The organism is Spirochaetota bacterium (genome assembly GCA_017999915.1).
In the GTDB taxonomy this organism is placed as follows: Bacteria; Spirochaetota; UBA4802; order UBA4802; family UBA5550; genus RBG-16-49-21.
In genome coordinates this window covers 180628-195894 of record JAGNKX010000002.1, presented here as the reverse complement: position 1 = coordinate 195894, position 15267 = coordinate 180628, and the positions used below count along the sequence as shown (strand labels likewise).

Here is a 15267-nt window from a genome sequence, read left to right as displayed (position 1 = left end):
CTCCTTTCACGGATTTTTCTATACACAGATGCAGCGCCATGGGGAAGGCCGCGTCCATGGCTGTTATGCGGGCCTTTTTTGAAGATCCTATGCTCGAAGACCGAATTAATCAAGTAAAAAAAAGCTCCAGGGGTGATATGATGTCGATGATGCCTTTAGGGATTCTGATTTTTCCTGACAATCGGTCCCTGCAAAAATAATTGACTCTTACATACGGATAGTGCAGGGTGATGCATGAGATAGGAGCTGCCTTTGAACAGAATCGGTTTTATCACCGCCGGTATCGTTTGCCTGGTCATTCTGGGGGTCCTCTTTGCCGTGGCCCCGGGGATCATGGGCAGGAATATCACCCTGCTGGCGATAATGGTGCTGGCGGTCGCGGTCCTTGTGGCCATCGGCTTCACCATCGGCTCCTCCATCAAGAAAAAGCATGACTCCTCCTTCAGGGAAACCCTGGGCGGCCTTGACCTGGAGTTCGCTTCGTTCTATAATATTCTCTATGCCTTTGGGATGCATAGGGACCTCCCCATAAGCTTCAAGTATTCCAGGGTCGCGAAGAGCGATTTCGCGCCGATGCTTCCCGGCGCCAGCTCCCTCATGGTTCTCTGCCGCGTCAAGGTTCCTGAAACCGAAAACCTCAAGCTTCACCTGGCGGTATTTCCCGGGAACCGGTCCGGTGCGGCGCGGAGCCTTCTCGGTTGGCTCAATCCCGGGCCGGGCCTGTACCTGCATACCGTTAAGGACCAAAGCGAGGAGGAGGCCCGGTCGATCTTCAGCCGCCTTTCCATCGGCACCCTCGATAAAATGAAAAAGCTGGCGGATCGCGCCGCAAGCTGCGGAGTTTCCACTGACTGGGAGACCGTTATGATCGGCAGGGATAACGCCCTCAAGCTCCTGGGCGGCGATGAAAAGGCCCTCTCATGCCTCGATCTGCAGGTCAAGATTCCCCTGGGAACTACGCGGGAAGGGCTCGTTCCGTTCCTCGATGAGATCGCCGAAGCGGCCCTTTCCATCTCAAAGGATCTTCGCCGGTGAAATACTGTTATTAGTAACAATTTTTACCAGGGGTCGTGGCTATCCCAGCGAGGCCGCTCACGGGCATCCGTGCCCTTCGCGGCATTCCTGCCATCCTGGCAGTAATATGCGACCAGTATTTTGGATGATGTCGCCGATTCTACCGGGTCAACTGGTGCGCTGGACAGGAGGTCCGAGTGCAGAGCCGCGACAGGAGGTCGCATTTGGCTCTGCTTATACGAGGCGGACGAGCGGGATAGCCCGACCCCAAAAATTGTGCGGTTATCATGATACTTAACAAAAATATAGTATTTTTTACTTGACATAATCCCGGCGATATCGTATCTCCCCATTGATGCCGGTGAAATTTTTTTTCTACTTTACAAAAATATGAGACATAAGCTTTAATATGGCCACGGCATATTCGTATACTCATTAGACCCGTTGCGAAACCTGAAATTATTGAGGGCCGCCCCGGCGGCGTGCGGTAATTATCAATGGTCATGCAACCGGTCCCTATCATATATTATAATTGAATTCGAGGTAATCATATGGCTGAACCGAAAGAAATGAATCAGAAAGAAAACACGCAGAAGGCCCAGGCCCTTGAATCGGCGATCATGCAGATAGAAAAGCAGTTCGGCAAGGGATCCATCATGCGCCTCGGCGACGAGGACAAGGTCGTCCAGATAGAGGCGATCTCGAGCGGCTCCCTCGAGCTGGACATCGCCCTCGGCATCGGCGGCGTTCCCCGGGGAAGGGTCGTGGAGATATACGGACCGGAATCGTCGGGCAAGACCACGCTCACCCTTCATATCGTGGCCGAGGCCCAGAAGATCGGCGGCGTCGCTGCCTTCATCGACGCGGAGCACGCCCTTGACCCGACCTACGCGTCGAAGCTCGGCGTGAAGACCGAGGAGCTCCTGGTCTCCCAGCCGGACACCGGCGAGGAGGCCCTGGAGATCGTGGAGGCCCTGGTGCGCTCCGGCGCGGTGGACATCATAGTCATTGACTCCGTGGCGGCCCTGGTGCCGAAAGCGGAAATCGACGGCGACATGGGCGATTCCCACATGGGCCTGCAGGCGCGCCTCATGAGCCAGGCCCTGCGCAAGCTCACCGCCGTAATAGCCAAGTCCAAGACCTGCGTCATCTTCATCAACCAGATCCGCATGAAGATCGGCGTCATGTTCGGCTCTCCCGAAACGACCACCGGCGGCAACGCCCTCAAGTTCTACTCCTCCGTGCGCCTCGACATCCGCAAGATCGAGACCCTGAAGTCCGGCGAGGAGGCCATCGGGAACAGGGTCCGCGTCAAGGTTGTGAAGAACAAGGTGGCCCCTCCCTTCCGGCAGGCGGAGTTCGATATCATGTACGATTCCGGCATCTCCCGGGTGGGCGACATCCTGGACCTCGGCGTCCGCTACGAAATCGTTAAGAAATCGGGGACCTGGTTCTCCTACGGAGAAGAGCGCATCGGCCAGGGCCGCGAGAATGCGAAGAAATACTTCCTGGACAATCCCGCCGTGGCGCAGGATATCGAGAATAAGATAAAGGTCGCGGCCGGCCTCACCGAAAGGACGAAGGAAAAAGGCAAGCCCGAAGCGCCACAGGCGGCCGAGGCGTAACCCGATGGAATGCCGGCGCCTGTCCCGGCCCTTGCCGGGCGCCAGAAGCTGATCGAGGATCATGAGGAACAAGCGCATACGGATCAAGTCTCCTGACGATATCAAACGAATACGGGACGCCGGCGTCATCATCGCCGAAATATTCGCAAAGCTGTCAAGCTCCTCCCTGGCAGGCCTGTCCACCTGGGAAACCGACCTGATGATCGATTCCATGATCGTCAAGCGCAAGGGCAGGGCCGCCTTCAAAACGGTGCCGGGCTATAGCGCGGCATCCTGCATATCCATAAATGACGAGGTCGTCCACGGCATTCCCTCAAAGAAAAAAAAGATCCGGAGCGGCGACCTTGTTAAAATCGACATCGGCGTTGTACTGAACGGCTACTTTGGAGACGCCTGCCGTACCTTTGCCGTGGGACGGGTTCCCGACGGCGCGAAGAATCTCGCCGAAGCCACGCGGCAGGCCCTGGAGAAGGCCATCGCCGTCATGGTCCCCGGCGGCCGGATCGGCGATATCGGCCACGCGATCCAGGTCCATGCCGAGACGCGCGGGTACAGCGTTGTGCGGAATTATACGGGCCACGGGGTCGGTTTCGCACTTCACGAGTCCCCGGTGGTGCCCCATTACGGGAAAAAAGGCACCGGCATGATACTGGAACCTGGAATGGTCCTCGCGGTGGAGCCGATGATCAACGAAGGCGGCCACGGGGTCCGCCTCCTTGATGACGGGTGGACCGCGGTAACAGCTGATGGCAGTTTGTCGGCCCATTGGGAACACACTATCGCGGTTACCGTGTCCGGGCCCGAGATTCTGACGATATAGCCTCCCATTTCCAGTTATTCGTTGACAAAATGGACTTACATCGGTATTTTATATAAGTCCTTTGAGCCCGGTACCTCTTCGTGCCATGTATTATTATGAAATTCTTGCACAATCTGCCGACAATAGAGGTATCAATAGAGGTATATAAAACTCGGGATAATCTATGAAGCGCATAGCACTTATAATCCTCATGGTCGGCCTGTTCTCCTGCCTCTCGATGCAATCGGCCTATTCATGGATACTCGTCGACAATACCATGGCGCCCATGATTCCCATCCAGGGGATGGCCTCCACTATCGTCGAGCTTGATAACACGATATACAAGAACTTCAGGAATTATCCCTCGGCCTTTTCCCTCGCCAATGTTGGCGGGTACCCTATAGGGGACGCCTGTATCGGCGATTTTCCTCACATGTTTTTCGGCGTGTCCTTCGCCATCGGCTGCGCCAACATGAAGCATTACGACAAGGATATCGCCCGCGAGAAGAACATTTATCCCGCCTACGCTCCCAATCCGGTCCTCAATTTCGGCTTTGGCCTGAAAAGCGGCTTTGACCTCCTCGTAAAGGTCATGATCTTCACCGACGCCATTTACCGGATCCCCCTGAACCAGAAATCGGCGAAGCTGGGAAAGTCCAACTATTATTCGGGAGGCGCCAGGATTCGAAAGAATTTGATAAAAAAGATAGAAATACTTCCGCACCTGTTAAGCTTCGGAGGCCTCACCATTGCCGTCGGAGCGGATTACATGGAAGGGATCATGGGGATCGGCGGCAACTACGAATACAAGCTGAGCAATATCGTCGTCAGCGGCGGCGTCTATGACCTGACCTTTAACGCGTACTATAACTTCAATATCAAGTGGTGGATGATGGGCGTCAACGGACAGGCCGTGGTGTACATGAGCTTCCTCTGGATATTCGACATATACGCCGGGTTCGGCGCAGCCCTGAACTTTGGCAAGATCGATCTCGACGGCAGCGGCGTCGGCACCCTGTACAATTCGCTCCTCGGGTTCATAGGCATTCTCAATGCCCGCGCAGAGTATCACAGGCGCCCGGATCCGTTCATGGGACTTTTCATCGCCGGCCTTGAGATCAACCTCTGGGTACTGAAGCTGAATTTCGAAACCAACGTCAATATTACAAACGGCAGGGATATCAACCTCCAGTTGGGCACGCGGCTCCAGTTCTAACGGCCTCCCCGGCCGGAACCAAGTTTATAAGTCCCTAACACGGCAAAAACGCACCCCGCCATGAAATTCAATTGACATTTTGTAACACCGATCCTTTGCTATGTCCTTATTCCACAACGTTATTTATTCTTGGAGTTGATACATGAAAAGGAGCATTGTCGCTGTATCCGTTTTGGCCATGATGGTGGCCGCTGCCGGTTGTAAAAGGTCTGGTGATGTCCTTGCCACGTATAATGGCGGCCAGATCACCAGGGGGGAGTTCCATGAATGGCTGGATGCCCGTAAGATGGCAAAAGACGCTATAATAAAGAAAAAGTCCGAGCAGAAGAACCACCTCGAACGCCTTGCTGTTGAAAAAATGGTGGTCCAGGAGGCGAAGAAAGCCGGTTTTGATAAAAAAGAAGATTTCGTGTTCATAAAGAATCTCGCCACCCGGGGATTTTATTCGCAGTACCTGGGCAAGGTGATCAGCACCGAAGGGAGTTTCAGCGAGGATGCAGCCAAGGCGAAGATAATAAAGCTGACCGTTAAAAACTACAGGATCGAGAAGAATAACCGCCAGAAGCTGACCGATGCCGAAATGGAGGAGGCATTTAAAGAAAGGACCGAAAAAGCGAAGGCCGTCATCGAGGAGCTCAAAAAGGGAGCCTCCTTCAAGGAGCTCGCCGAGAAGCATTCCGACGATTTTTCCAAGAGAAAGGGCGGCGATATCGGGTATATCATCGGAGGGATGCGCGGCGAGGACTTTTCCAAGGCCGTTTTCGCTGTCAAGGAAGGGGAATACACAAAAGAGCCGGTGAGGATCGGCAACGCCGTGTATATCATCCAGGTGGATGAAAAGAAAAAAGTCACCGCGGACAATATCGAGGACGTCGTGGAGGACAAAAACCAGCAGATGGGACTGAAGCGGCGCCTCATGTACAATTCCTCGGTGCGCCTGCAGGAGAGGCTGATGAAGGCCAAGGACGTGGTGAACAACATAGACACGGTCAATCTCGCCGATCCCAACGCCGTTGTTTACAAGGTGGCCGCTACCGAGTTCAAGGTCGCCGATCTCAATAAGATCATCGATTTCATCCTGGGCAAAAGAAGGAAGATGGGCCGCATGGACATGCCGGTCGATGAAAAAATGAAGCGGGAGCTCTCCAAGCGCTTTTTGCGCGAGGAAGTGTTCATGCAGGAGGCGAAGCGTCGCGGCATCGACAAGGACGAGAAGTTCAAGAACGAGCTTAAGTATTTCATCGATTACAATCTTGCCGGCACCTATGAGTCCGAGGTCGTTCTGGCGAACATTACCGTCACTCCGCAGGACATACGGGATTATTACAATAAAAATGTCGACCGCATGTTCACCAGGAACGTGAACGAGGGGGGCAAGAGCGTCAAGAAGATCATATCCTTCGGGGAAGCCCGTCCGAACATTGAGCGCCGGATGCAGGACATCAAAAGGTCGGAAAAACGCAAAGCCTGGGTCGCCGAGCTTCTCGCCGGGAACAAGTACAAGGTCGACGAATCCGAACTGGAAGGAAAATAAGCGGCAGAACAAGCATCAGGGCCTCGCGAGAGGCCCTGGCCGCTTAATTGATGGTAGGGTGGTGATGGCACGCGGCGATATCGACCAGGGACTGGTCTTTTTCTCCATCTACCGATATCTCGTCAAGCGATTCAACGTCAAGGCCGAGCTCCTTCGCAGAATCCACGTAGAACGTAATCACATTTTTTATTCTTCGTATGGCTTCTTCTTTATCCGATCCGTAGCAATTAATATCCAGCTCGGGGCAATTGGCTATAATCTCTTTGTGATTATGAATAAGTTTTATAGAGAGTTTCATGCGATATCCTTCCATGGATAAATGTCCAGGGGGGGAATCAAGGGATTACCCGCCTGCTATGAACATTGCCGATTATCGTGACCGCACGGCTGCGATTGCCACCGATGTATGATCTGACTTTTTTATTATCGACAGGTGATGAGAGTTGCTTAAATTTTCCCTCGTTCAATAATGCGATTATAAGGGCTTGACCGTATACCATGTGCGCCTGCCCATGACGCGTCATCCATGCTACGTGTTTATGGAAAATTCACCGAACTCCGGGGGAATACCATCCCCATTAATTGTTATTTTATTAAAACGACATAAAAAACAAAGCGGCGATGATGAAAAACCCTTGACAATTGCCTGATAAAAAAAATGCTGACAAGTGTAAGTTGAATGTAAATATTTCTAACAGGAATAAATTAGTTTGAAGAAAAGAAAAACGGATTATGGGTTTCTTCAATATTCAACTATAGGAATTCAACTTGCAGCGACTGTAACGTTGTTTGTTATTGGGGGCTATAAGCTCGATGAGCATCTGAATAGAGCCCCGGTCTTTACAACCATAGGAGCTTTTGTTGGCATGGTGGCCGGTTTCTATAATTTGATCAAGGAGCTTAGAGATCTCGGTATTAGAGAAAAAAACAAGAAAAATCAGGAAAGAAATAACGGGCTTTTTTGAATTAATCTTGATTTTTAAGACTTATTTTTTTAAATGGTCACCATTATAGATTATATTGGTGACAGGGAAAGAGAATAAAACAGTTAGTCAAGGGCATCCGGTTTCATTGCGGAGATGCGCTTTGAGTTAGGATAGAGTATTAATAAAAGTTGCAGGAGATTCCCGTGAAACGGATAATTCCAATTTCAATCGCATTAATAGCATATATTCTTTTCCTTGTTTTTTTATTGGCTCCCGGCGGAGGACATCATGAAGTAAGCGGTGTCGGGGAGCTCGTTACCAGCCACCTTACCGATCATGTCATTGAACCAGTCCATACCAGTTTGCATGATTTTATCCTCGTCAAGTTTCTCAGGGGTATCAATAACTCAATAGCCCATGTCAATGAAGGGCCCCTCAAGAATAAGCTCTTCGGCATTTTCGACATGAGAATCACCAAGTGGGTCATCATGATGTGGCTCGCGACATTTATGATACTCTGCATCTTCATACCACTGGCGTTTCAGATCAAGAAAGCGGAGAAGGGTTCCGAATCAAGATGGGTCAACTGGTGGGAATCCCTTATCCAGTGGGTCATGGAAGAAATGGTCGAGCCGAATTTCGAAGGCAAATATGCCAAGAAGTTCGCCCCTTATTTTCTAAGTCTCTTCTTCTTTATTTTGTTCTGCAATTATGTCGGCATGCTTCCGGGCATGGCCACCGCGACCGGCAACCTGGCGGTCACCGGCGGTCTGGCGAGCCTTACCCTTGTTCTGATCCTGGGAGTCGGTTTCGTCAAGCAGGGTCCTCTCTGGATTTACAAGGGCACCGTTCCCCATGGTGTGCCGTTCATACTCGGGCTCTGTCTCCTGTGGCCGATCGAGCTTATCGGTCTTCTCATTAAGCCTTTTGCGCTGACTGTCCGTCTTTTCGCGAACATGACCGCGGGACACGTCGTTATCCTGATATTCATATTCCTGGTCATGATGTTCCAGTCTTACTTTGTCGGTATCGGCTCGATTGTGGGTTCACTGATGATCTACGCTCTTGAAATGCTTCTTGTGGCGTGGCTGCAGGCCTTTATTTTCACGGTCCTGTCGGCAATGTTTATCGGCTCATCGATGCATGCCCACTGATGCCGGTGATTGAGTTGCATATAAATTAATTCATTAAGAATTAATTTAAAATAATAAAGGGTAAAATATTAAGTATCAAATACCTAGGAGGAAATGATGGAATATTTAGGTTTGTCGTATCTGGGAGCTGGTTTAGGAGCTGGTCTGGTTGTTATCGGCGCTGCAATGGGTATCGGCCGCTTGGCCTCCGGCGCTATCGAAGGTATGGCCCGTCAGCCTGAATTGAGCGGTGACCTGAGAACGGCGATGATTATCGCAGCGGCTCTTATCGAAGGTTTCACGTTCTTTGCTCTCGTTATTACCTTCATGCTCGCCATTCAAAAGCAGCAAACGCCGGTTAGCGTAGAAGAGAAGAAACCCGCGGCAGCTGAAGAAGTGAAGAAGTAAGCCTAAGCCGTTGCCTATTTTAGCATAAGCTTAGTAGAATTTAGCTTTTTTAAAAGGTATTTATATGGAATTCTTGAAAGAAGGATTGCTCCGGGTCGATCCAGGTCTATTATTGTGGACTATAGTAACTTTTCTCATCATGGTACTGGTCCTCTGGAAAGCGGCATGGAAACCAATCGTTGATTCGATGGACGCCAGAGCAGAAAAGATTCGATTTGACATTGACAATGCCGAACGGACACGTCAGGAAGCCGAAAAGCTGCTTACCCAGCACAAGACGATGATGGACAACGCCAGGAACGAGGCGTCCCAGATAATCGCCAAGGGCAGGGAAGAGGCCGAAAAGATCAAGGCCGATATCGTGGAAAAGGCGACGACGGAATCGAGAACGATCGCCGATCGCGCCAAAAAAGAGATCGACCTTGCCAAGGATAAAGCGCTTTTGGATATCAAGACGGAAGTTGTTCTGCTGTCGACGGAAATCGCGTCTAAAATTATCAACAAGAACATTAAGCCGGAAGATCAGAAAGCTCTTGTCGAAGAAGCTTTGAATAAAATAGGGACAGTTCAGTAATTTACTGAACTGTCCTAATATTAAAATGATAACAGGGTAATAACGTGGCTGCGAAGGATATAGCTCGTGTATATGCATCCTCTCTCGTAGAACTCGCGCAGGATAAAAAGATCCTTCCCGAAGTCGAAGAGGAAATCGGTTTTCTTGCCGACCTGGTGAAATCAGATAAGGACTTCAGAAACTTTCTTGTTTCGCCGGGAATTACCAAGGAAAGCAAAAAAGATTTTATCGATAAGATCTTCAAAGGGAAGCTTTCCGATTACATCGTTTATTTTTTAAAAGTGCTCATAGACAATGATCGGCAGTCATGCATCGTGGAAATCAATGATGCCCTGGTGGCCTTTATTGACAATCTCAATAACCGCCAGAAGGTTACCGTTATCACCTCTGCTGAACTGGATTCATCAGTCAAAAGCAAGCTGGCCACCAAGCTCAAAGATGTAATGAAGAAAGATGTTATCATGAGCGAACAGATCGATGCAAGCATTTTGGGTGGTATAATAATTAAAGTAGGTGACACTGTAATTGACGGATCTTTGGCAAAAGATCTTAAAAATATAAAGAATAATCTGTTAAATAGCAAAGTCAGGAGTGAAGTGGCCTATGAAGATTAAAACTGAAGAAATTAAATCTATCATAAAGAAAGAGATTGAAGGATATAAATCCACTCTGGACGTCAGCGAAGTCGGTACTGTTATTCAGGTCGGCGACGGTATCGCCCGGATCCATGGTCTCGAAAACGCGATGTCGGGCGAGATGCTCGAGTTCAGCAACGGCATCCAGGCGATGGTTCTCAACCTCGAAGAGGATTCCATCGGCGCCGCCATCCTCGGCGACTACCTTGAAATCCAGGAAGGTCAGAGCGTCAAGAGGCTCAATCGGGTTCTCGCTGTTCCGGTCGGCGAGGAAATGCTCGGCCGGGTCGTGACCCCGCTGGGAGTTCCCGTTGACAACAAGGGACCCGTCAACACCAAAAAGTACAGACCTCTCGAATTCACCGCTCCCGGTATTGCCTCAAGGCAGCCGGTTAAAGAGCCGCTCCAGACCGGTCTGAAGTCTGTTGACTCCATGACCCCGATCGGAAGGGGCCAGCGCGAGTTGATCATCGGCGACCGGAAGACCGGAAAAACCGCCATCGCCATCGATGCCATCATCAACCAGAAAGGCAAGGGCGTTATCTGCGTGTATGTCGCAGTCGGACAGAAAGCCTCGACCGTTGCCGCAGTCGTTGAAAAGCTCGAGCAATACGGCGCAATGGAATATACCATCGTCGTTACGGCAAACGCCTCCGATCCCGCGCCGATGCAGTACATCGCACCGTATGCGGGAACAGCCATGGCTGAATTTTTCATGTATGAAAAGAAAGGGCACACCCTGTGCATATATGACGACCTTACCAAGCAGGCCAACGCGTACCGCGAAATGTCATTGCTCCTCCGGAGGCCTCCCGGACGGGAAGCGTATCCGGGCGACATTTTCTATTGCCACTCCCGGCTTCTCGAGCGGTCCGCCAAGCTTTCCGACGAGCTCGGCGGGGGCAGTCTGACCGCCCTCCCGATCATCGAAACGCAGGAAGGTGAGGTTTCCGCGTATATTCCGACGAACGTCATCTCCATTACCGACGGTCAGATATACCTCCTGCCGAACCTGTTCGCTTCTGGTGTCCGTCCGGCCGTTGACGTCGGTATATCGGTATCACGGGTCGGCGGCAACGCCCAGATCAAGGCCATGAAAAAGTACGCCGGTTCCCTGCGTCTCGACCTGGCCCAGTTCCGTGAACTTGAGGCATTCGCCCAGATGGGTACCGAGCTCGACGCCGCGACCCAGAGACAGCTCGACCGTGGTATCAGGCTTGTCGAGGTTCTGAAACAGGGCCAGTATGTTCCGATGGCTGTTGAAGAGCAGGTATCAATTCTCTTCGCGGCTACCCAGGGATATATGGATAAGGTTCCTGTTGATAAAGTTAAGGATTTTGAAAGTAAATTCCTGGCTTATATGAAGAGTTCCCAGAAAGATCTGCTTTCGGAAATTTCTTCGACTGGCGTGCTCCAGAGCGAAGATAAGTTTAAAAACGCGACACAGGAATTTGTTGATCGCTACATGGCAGAAGTAAGCAAATAACATACGAAGGGAATAGACTGTGGCTACTCAAAGGGATATAAAAAAGAGGATAAAATCCGTCACCAATACCCGGAAGATCACCAGCACGATGGAAATGGTGTCGACCGCCAAGATGAAAAAGATGCAGGGACGGCTTGAGATGACCAAACCTTACGAGCTTAAGGTCAATGAAATACTGGCCAATCTGGTCAACTCAGGCGTCACCGTATCGGAAGACCCCCATTTCAGGGAAGTTGACGATCCGGCGCGTGTCCTGGTGCTTCAAATTACGGGTAACCGCGGACTCTGCGGCAGCTTCAACACGAATATCATCGAGAACACGATGAACTTCAAGAAAAAGAACGCCGACGAGCAAAAGGATACCCAGATTTACTGCGTGGGCAAAAAGGCCATCGGTTTCTACAATTTTGCGCAGATACCGTTGTTCAAATCGATGATCAACCCGGAAGACAAGCTGTCGTTTGAAGACGCCGCGGCGATCGGAAATGAATTGAGAAATCTGTTCCTCAGCGGCGAGTTCCATGAGATATGGATATCATATACCAAGGTGAAAACGTCATCTTCTCAAAAACCGGCGTTGACCAGGCTTCTGCCCATTCTTCTCGAAGAGGAAGAAATCAAGGATATGTATCCCGGAGCTCAGCTCGAGTTTTACTTTGAGCCCAATCCGACGAGGATCTTCGCGTATCTGATACAACTATATCTCAAGGTTAAATTATATACCTGCTTCCTGGAATCGTCCTTCTCCGAGCAATTTGCCCGGCGGGTTGCAATGAAGAACGCGAGCGACGCCTCTTCGGATATGATCAGGGAGCTTACCATTACCTATAACCGCGCACGGCAGGCGAAGATCACCAAGGAAATTTCGGAGATCGTCGGCGGAGCCGCGGCTCTCAAATAGAAGTGTATATTCGTTGATTGATACTATATGATAGCAAGGAGTTTGTCATGAGTGATAACATCGGGAAAGTAGTTCAGGTAATTGGATCAACCCTGGATGCCGAATTTGCGGAAGGGAAGTTACCCGAAATTTATAATGCGTTGAATCTTGAATTTGAAGTCATGGGCGAAAAGCGGAAACTCGTGTGTGAAGTACAGCAGCACCTGGGCGGAAACAGGATCCGGGCGGTTGCCATGGCTTCCACCGACGGTATTCCCCGCGGCGCCAAGATAGTAGATACCGGTGCCCCCATTTCCGTTCCGGTCGGCGAAGAGACCCTCGGAAGGATTTTTAACCTCCTCGGCGAAACCGTTGACCTCAAAGGGCCATCGAACGCCAAGGAAAAAAGAGCGATCCACCAGACGCCTCCCCGGTTCGACCAACTCGAGCCGAAGGCCGAGATTTTTGAAACCGGCATCAAGGTTATCGACCTTCTCGCTCCCTACATCAAGGGCGGGAAAACCGGTCTGTTCGGCGGCGCCGGTGTCGGCAAAACGGTCGTTATCATGGAACTGATCAACAACGTCGCCCAGCAGCACGGCGGCTACTCGGTATTCGCCGGTGTCGGTGAGCGTACCCGTGAAGGAAACGACCTCTGGCTTGAAATGCAGCAATCGGGCGTTATCAGCAAGGCCTGCCTCGTGTACGGCCAGATGAACGAGCCTCCCGGAGCGCGTCTCCGCGTCGGCCTGACCGCTCTGACGATGTGCGAATATTTCAGGGATCTGTCCGGTCGCGACGTTCTCCTGTTCATTGACAATATATTCCGTTTCAGCCAGGCCGGTTCTGAAGTATCGGCTCTCCTCGGCCGGATGCCTTCCGCCGTCGGTTACCAGCCGACTCTGGCCACTGAGATGGGCCAGCTCCAGGAGCGGATTACCTCAACAAGGAACGGCTCCATCACTTCCGTGCAGGCCATATACGTTCCCGCTGACGACTTGACAGACCCGGCGCCGGCGACCGCGTTCATTCACCTTGACGCGCAGACGGTTCTTTCCCGTCAGATCGCCGAGAAAGGAATTTATCCGGCCGTGGATCCCCTCGATTCCACATCCCGTCTCCTCGCTCCCGAGCTTGTCGGAGAGGAGCATTACAATGTGGCCATGGAAGTAAAACGGATCCTTCAGCGCTATAAAGACCTTCAGGACATCATCGCCATTCTCGGTATGGATGAGCTCGCAGAGGAAGACAAACTCCTTGTGCAGCGCGCCAGGAAGATGGAGCGTTTCCTGTCACAGCCCTTCTTCGTAGCCGAGCAGTTTACCGGTTACAAAGGCAAGTATGTCAAGCTTGAAGAGTCGATCAAGAGCTTCAAGGGATTGCTGAACGGCGAATATGACAGCCTTCCCGAGCAGGCGTTCTACATGGTAGGCCCGATCGAAGAAGCAGTTGAAAAGGCGAAAAAATTACAAGGTTAATATAAGATGAAGAAGATAAAATGCAGCATCTTAACGCCGGACCGTTATATTTACGAAGGTGAGATCGCATTTGCCGTGGTTCAGGCACACAACGGCGAAATGGGTTTCCTCGTTGACCACGCACCCCTGATTTCTGAACTGGGTGTGGGGGAAATTCGGCTGCAGGACGGAAAAACAACCGAATATTTCGTAGTTGAAGGCGGCGTTGTCGAGATACGCGATAACAAGCTCATCATACTTGCTGAAACGGCAAGCAAGAAGAGCGAGCTGGATAAACATGCTCTCGAGGAGAAGCTGAAAGAACTGAAAGAGCAGAAGGAAAGAGAGATAAAGGCTTTCTCTCCGGAATGGGTAAGGTTCCAGGGCGAAGAAAGGCGTATCAAGGCTCGGATCAAGGTTGCCAGCAGATAAAAGACGATTTCAAATTATTCTATATAACAGGAAAGGATGGCAGAAATGTCATCCTTTCCTGCGTAATAAGGCCCTTTGAGCCGCCATGCAGGGCTGGAATGCAAAAATATGCATCACCTTTCTGAAACCTGCATTATTTAAAAATTTCATATTAATTGCAGCCCGATGCAAATAAAAGACCGATGTCCATGAATTGACGGAACATTGTTAGAAAATCACAAGATCTTAAAAGGCGGACAAAAGTATCATTATTGATCTAACTGTTACCTGAAAAATTCCCTCCGTGGAGTTTTTGCCGACGCTTTTTGGCGCATCCTGCGCTGCGCCGGCATTCGGACATCCTGTCCAGCACATGTCGGTTTTACGAAGTGAATTCGTAAAACCTCATATTTTTCTCGGCTAATGCCTCGAAAAATGGCGATACATCCATGTATCGTTTAGCAGTTTGCTGTTTTTCAGCAAACTGCTAATAATTAAAAATCTTGATTTATTTTACAGAATAATCGATATTATATATAGGAAAATACGTAAAAAATGAAAGTATAATATACATTTTTTCACTATTTATCCAGGAAGTCTTTGCTTTTAATAATGTAGCAAACATGGCAAAAGATATTATACAACATACTGGTTCCAAGGCTGGGGAAGCTATCATCGTCATTCCCGATAGCGTACGGAAGAATCTTCCAAGCGACTTTGATATAGGTAATATAGGGAACATTGACCTGAACGAAGCCGAAAAAATAGCCAGCGAGGATATTTTATTAATTAAAGAAAATGATCTGGTAGGTGAGCTTGAGGACTTCAATATCATACCCCTTGAAGATGATGTAAAAGCGAGAACTTCCGATAAAGCACGGGAACATGCCGTTGAAGAGAAGGAAATCGAAACTGAAATTCCCTTGAAGACCGGAGCTCCGGAAGATGAGCATATTGCTTTGGAAGAACACGAAGCTCCGCGGGAAGATGCGGTACCGGATCATGAAATAGCGGAAGAAGCCGCCCCTGTTCAAGAAATAGTAAAAGAAGAAGTTGAATATGATGACGGCAGAACATGGATTACCCTCGAAGAACTCGAAAAATATGACGAGCATGGACGCAAATGGACACCCCTCGAAGAGCTTGTCGCGGATGATGAAAACCATGGC

Annotated in this window: 16 protein-coding genes; 14 read left to right on the top strand and 2 right to left on the bottom strand. The window is 50.3% G+C overall.

The genetic code is table 11. The features are described 5' to 3' along the window. Positions 1-252: 252 nt before the first annotated feature. From KA369_04970 to KA369_04950, 5 genes are all read left to right on the top strand, one after another. Positions 253-1035 (top strand): hypothetical protein, encoded by a 783-nt coding sequence (locus KA369_04970; GenBank protein ID MBP7735307.1) that lies wholly within the window; start codon positions 253-255, stop codon positions 1033-1035. A 530-nt stretch (positions 1036-1565) separates the two neighbouring features. Then, entirely contained in the window at positions 1566-2639 is a 1074-nt protein-coding gene (gene recA, locus KA369_04965; GenBank protein MBP7735306.1) for a recombinase RecA, read from the top strand. A 61-nt stretch (positions 2640-2700) separates the two neighbouring features. Beyond that, on the top strand, positions 2701-3459 hold the full coding sequence (map, locus tag KA369_04960) for a type I methionyl aminopeptidase (GenBank protein ID MBP7735305.1): 759 nt from the start codon (positions 2701-2703) through the stop codon (positions 3457-3459). A gap of 163 nt (positions 3460-3622) precedes the next feature. Continuing rightward, complete coding sequence (locus KA369_04955; GenBank protein ID MBP7735304.1) at positions 3623-4654, top strand: hypothetical protein; 1032 nt, start codon at positions 3623-3625, stop codon at positions 4652-4654. Positions 4655-4796: 142 nt separating this feature from the next. Continuing rightward, a complete protein-coding gene (locus KA369_04950) occupies positions 4797-6188 on the top strand; it encodes a peptidylprolyl isomerase (protein MBP7735303.1) in 1392 nt (463 codons plus the stop codon). A gap of 43 nt (positions 6189-6231) precedes the next feature. On the opposite strand, the gene KA369_04945 is transcribed toward KA369_04950, so the two are convergent. Next, positions 6232-6486, bottom strand: a complete 255-nt coding sequence (locus KA369_04945; protein ID MBP7735302.1) for a hypothetical protein — start codon at positions 6484-6486, stop codon at positions 6232-6234. Between the two features lie 412 nt (positions 6487-6898). On the opposite strand from KA369_04945, the gene KA369_04940 reads away from it, so the two are divergent. From KA369_04940 to atpC, 9 genes are all read left to right on the top strand, one after another. Further along, positions 6899-7153 (top strand): AtpZ/AtpI family protein, encoded by a 255-nt coding sequence (locus KA369_04940; protein ID MBP7735301.1) that lies wholly within the window; start codon positions 6899-6901, stop codon positions 7151-7153. A 164-nt stretch (positions 7154-7317) separates the two neighbouring features. Further along, positions 7318-8268, top strand: coding sequence for a F0F1 ATP synthase subunit A (atpB, locus tag KA369_04935; GenBank protein ID MBP7735300.1), 951 nt, complete (start codon positions 7318-7320; stop codon positions 8266-8268). A gap of 96 nt (positions 8269-8364) precedes the next feature. Further along, positions 8365-8655, top strand: a complete 291-nt coding sequence (gene atpE / locus KA369_04930) for an ATP synthase F0 subunit C (GenBank protein MBP7735299.1) — start codon at positions 8365-8367, stop codon at positions 8653-8655. 64 nt (positions 8656-8719) lie between these two features. Then, positions 8720-9229 (top strand): F0F1 ATP synthase subunit B, encoded by a 510-nt coding sequence (gene atpF, locus KA369_04925; GenBank protein MBP7735298.1) that lies wholly within the window; start codon positions 8720-8722, stop codon positions 9227-9229. 44 nt (positions 9230-9273) lie between these two features. Beyond that, positions 9274-9843, top strand: a complete 570-nt coding sequence (gene atpH, locus KA369_04920; GenBank protein ID MBP7735297.1) for an ATP synthase F1 subunit delta — start codon at positions 9274-9276, stop codon at positions 9841-9843. Beyond that, positions 9833-11350, top strand: a complete 1518-nt coding sequence (gene atpA / locus KA369_04915; protein ID MBP7735296.1) for a F0F1 ATP synthase subunit alpha — start codon at positions 9833-9835, stop codon at positions 11348-11350. Before atpH ends, atpA begins: the two co-directional genes overlap by 11 nt. 19 nt (positions 11351-11369) lie before the next feature. Continuing rightward, complete coding sequence (atpG, locus tag KA369_04910) at positions 11370-12251, top strand: ATP synthase F1 subunit gamma (GenBank protein MBP7735295.1); 882 nt, start codon at positions 11370-11372, stop codon at positions 12249-12251. A gap of 47 nt (positions 12252-12298) precedes the next feature. Further along, the gene (atpD, locus tag KA369_04905) at positions 12299-13708 is read left to right on the top strand and encodes a F0F1 ATP synthase subunit beta (protein ID MBP7735294.1); all 1410 of its coding nucleotides are present in this window, start codon (positions 12299-12301) and stop codon (positions 13706-13708) included. 6 nt (positions 13709-13714) lie between these two features. After that, the gene (gene atpC / locus KA369_04900; GenBank protein ID MBP7735293.1) at positions 13715-14119 is read left to right on the top strand and encodes an ATP synthase F1 subunit epsilon; all 405 of its coding nucleotides are present in this window, start codon (positions 13715-13717) and stop codon (positions 14117-14119) included. A gap of 764 nt (positions 14120-14883) precedes the next feature. Here the strand turns inward: atpC and KA369_04895 are convergent. Then, the gene (locus KA369_04895; GenBank protein ID MBP7735292.1) at positions 14884-15264 is read right to left on the bottom strand and encodes a hypothetical protein; all 381 of its coding nucleotides are present in this window, start codon (positions 15262-15264) and stop codon (positions 14884-14886) included. Between the last annotated feature and the right edge of the window lie 3 nt (positions 15265-15267).

Bases quoted from the DNA above. Each gene is read 5' to 3' on its own strand.
- atpC (MBP7735293.1), top strand. From the start codon at position 13,715: ATGAAGAAGATAAAATGCAGCATCTTAACGCCGGACCGTTATATTTAC.
- KA369_04895 (MBP7735292.1), bottom strand. From the start codon at position 15,264: ATGGTTTTCATCATCCGCGACAAGCTCTTCGAGGGGTGTCCATTTGCG.
- KA369_04950 (MBP7735303.1), top strand. From the start codon at position 4,797: ATGAAAAGGAGCATTGTCGCTGTATCCGTTTTGGCCATGATGGTGGCC.
- atpA (MBP7735296.1), top strand. From the start codon at position 9,833: ATGAAGATTAAAACTGAAGAAATTAAATCTATCATAAAGAAAGAGATT.
- atpF (MBP7735298.1), top strand. From the start codon at position 8,720: ATGGAATTCTTGAAAGAAGGATTGCTCCGGGTCGATCCAGGTCTATTA.
- recA (MBP7735306.1), top strand. From the start codon at position 1,566: ATGGCTGAACCGAAAGAAATGAATCAGAAAGAAAACACGCAGAAGGCC.
- KA369_04945 (MBP7735302.1), bottom strand. From the start codon at position 6,486: ATGAAACTCTCTATAAAACTTATTCATAATCACAAAGAGATTATAGCC.
- atpD (MBP7735294.1), top strand. From the start codon at position 12,299: ATGAGTGATAACATCGGGAAAGTAGTTCAGGTAATTGGATCAACCCTG.
- atpE (MBP7735299.1), top strand. From the start codon at position 8,365: ATGGAATATTTAGGTTTGTCGTATCTGGGAGCTGGTTTAGGAGCTGGT.
- map (MBP7735305.1), top strand. From the start codon at position 2,701: ATGAGGAACAAGCGCATACGGATCAAGTCTCCTGACGATATCAAACGA.
- KA369_04955 (MBP7735304.1), top strand. From the start codon at position 3,623: ATGAAGCGCATAGCACTTATAATCCTCATGGTCGGCCTGTTCTCCTGC.